This window comes from Leptolyngbya sp. FACHB-36 (assembly GCF_014695955.1).
GTDB lineage: Bacteria > Cyanobacteriota > Cyanobacteriia > Leptolyngbyales > Leptolyngbyaceae > FACHB-36.
Window position 1 is genome coordinate 1 of sequence record NZ_JACJPG010000588.1, and the last position, 2404, is coordinate 2404.

At 51.5% G+C, this 2404-nt stretch carries 2 protein-coding genes; both read right to left on the reverse strand.

Annotation, left to right across the window (positions count from 1 at the left end; translation table 11 throughout):
- Positions 1-21 precede the first annotated feature (21 nt).
- A complete protein-coding gene (locus H6F43_RS17190) occupies positions 22-1053 on the reverse strand; it encodes a kelch repeat-containing protein (protein WP_190343941.1) in 1032 nt (343 codons plus the stop codon).
- Positions 1054-1068: 15 nt separating this feature from the next.
- On the reverse strand, positions 1069-2199 hold the full coding sequence (locus H6F43_RS17195) for an aldo/keto reductase (protein WP_190343942.1): 1131 nt from the start codon (positions 2197-2199) through the stop codon (positions 1069-1071).
- Positions 2200-2404: the final 205 nt, after the last annotated feature.

The window sequence follows — 2404 nt, forward strand, 5'->3', positions numbered from 1 at the left end:
ATAGCGTCTGCAAACGATGACTTAAGGCAGTACCAGCACCTCGTGAATTGTTGTCGCGGCATTGCCGCCTGTTTTCGTGCCGCCACCAAACACAAAGATGCGGTTGCCAATTGTGGCTGCTCCTAATCCATGTCGTGGGGTCGGCAAAGGCAACAAGGCTTCCCAAGCGTCGGTTGCCGGATCGTATACCCAACTTTCGGCGAAAACTTTTTGCTCTGGAACCCATTGTTCGCCGCCAAACACATAAAGCTTGCCGTTGAGTGCAGTTGCAGCCAGACCCCCTTGGGCTTGAGGCATTGGCGATCGCGTCTCCCAGTGATCGAGCTTTGGATCGTAGACCTCAAGGTGGGGCACATTCACCTGCTGCGTCGTACCATCCGCATGCTTGACAAACTTGCGACCGCCCACCACATAGATCTTGCCAGCAATCACAGCCGACGCGGCACTGTTTCGCGCTGTCGGTGCATTGGCACGCGCTGACCAACGCCTCGTTGTGGGATCAAAGACTTCGTTTCGCACACTATCAATGTGGTCATTGAACAACCGAGCCTTGTCAGTGGCTCGAACGCGCCCACCAATTAGGTATATCTTGTCATCGACCACTGCGGCTACGCCCTCGGCACGAGCCGCTGGTAGGTCAGTCCCTCCAGTCCAAGTATTAGCGGCAGGATCGTAGATGAACATGGTCGGCTGCGCCCGCCAGTCTGGAAAGCCGCCTGTGAAACCGCCAATACCATAGAGCAAGCCCTTGACTGCCGACAGTGTAATGTGATGACGGGCTTCGGGTAGCGGTCTCAAGACTGTCCAGGCATTATTGACTGGATCATAAGACTCGAAATGAGCCGAGAACCCAGTGTTTGGGCTGAGTAAACCGCCGACTACGTAAATTTTTCCGTTCAAAACTTCTGGATAAAGCTCTTGCCGAGCGACCGTGGGCGGCGCAGCTTCAGTCCAATAGGGCATTTGGCTTTGCGCTTGACTGAGTACGGGCGACCCTAGCGCACTAACCGAAAAGGTCAAAACGAACAGGGAAAGCAGATATCTAGGTAGCATAATCTATACTCCATCTCAACCGATTGGACGTGGATTTGGCAGGCGAACCAACCCGCTAAAATGCTTGCCTGGATACCAGGGCGTTTGGAGAAGGTTGTCAAAACCGGGAAGACTTTCCATGTGTTTCACCATCCGGGCGCGCATCGAAGCATCAGGTAGCGATCCTCTTAGTGCCCCCATATTCTCAGCAACGTGATCGGGGTTTGTGGTCGCGGGAATCGCACAGGTTAGAGCCGGGTGAGAAATCACATACTTGAGAAAAAACTGTGCCCAGTTCTCGCAGCCAAAATCGCTGGCAAAATCGGGTAGTGGCTGCCCCTTTACCAATTCAAAAAGACGGGCTTTCTCGAAGGGCATGTTAGCTAAGACGGCTGTTCCTCGCGCCGCCGCAGGAAGAATTCTGTCTTCAACTCCACGCTGACGAATTGAGTAGCGAAGTTGAACAAAGTCCAGATCGCCGTTCTCGATCCACCTTTCAAGCGCAGCAAAATACAACGGATCGTGATGGGTAACGCCCACGTAGCGAATTCTACCTTCTGCTTTCCATGCCTTTAGTAGGGGTAAAATCGCGTCTACATTCACCAAGCTATGAACTTGCATTACATCAATACGATCGCGGAACAATCGCTTCAGTGATTGTTCTAACTGACGCTGCGCCTGACTGGAATCGCCCAGATACTCACCAGTTGCCCAGGTTTTGTTCGTAATAAACAAGTCATTGGTCAAGCCGAGTGTTCTAGCAAATTCGCCCACGTTCACTTCCGACATTCCGTAGAGCAGTGAGGTATCAACCACTCGCCCGCCTGCATCCCAAAAGCGGCGCATCACTTGCTGAAGATGAGCGCGTGGCTGATTAGACAAAGCATCAAAGGTCATAAACGTTCCCAGCCCGATCGCAGGCAGTTGCTCCTTTGTGCGCGGGATCTCTTTCGTGATGATCTGCGAGGATTGGTTTGGAGCAGTTTGCGACGGTTGAGTTTGATTCTGTGCCTGTGCCGTCTTAAGAAAAGTGGGTGTTAAGGCAGCGGTGGCGGCACCAAACCCTAACAGTCCAAGTACCGACCGACGGGAAACCTTTCGCCTTATTGCTAGACGGAAAGCATTGTTATTGGGTGTTGCATCATCTTGCGGGTTGCTATTAGTCATGACTCATTACCGTAAAAAAACATCACTGAAGTTTAAAGCGTCGCTGACGAATGCAGGAAATCCTTAGTTGACGGCAAACACGAATGCAACTAGGTCGATCATGGCACGCTGTGCATAATGTGTCCAATGCATATTAAACATAGGAATTATATCAATAACGATATAGTTAGGTTATGACTCAAAAGTTCCCTAACCTCTCCCGCAT

Bases quoted from the DNA above. Each gene is read 5' to 3' on its own strand.
- H6F43_RS17190 (WP_190343941.1), bottom strand. From the start codon at position 1,053: ATGCTACCTAGATATCTGCTTTCCCTGTTCGTTTTGACCTTTTCGGTT.
- H6F43_RS17195 (WP_190343942.1), bottom strand. From the start codon at position 2,199: ATGACTAATAGCAACCCGCAAGATGATGCAACACCCAATAACAATGCT.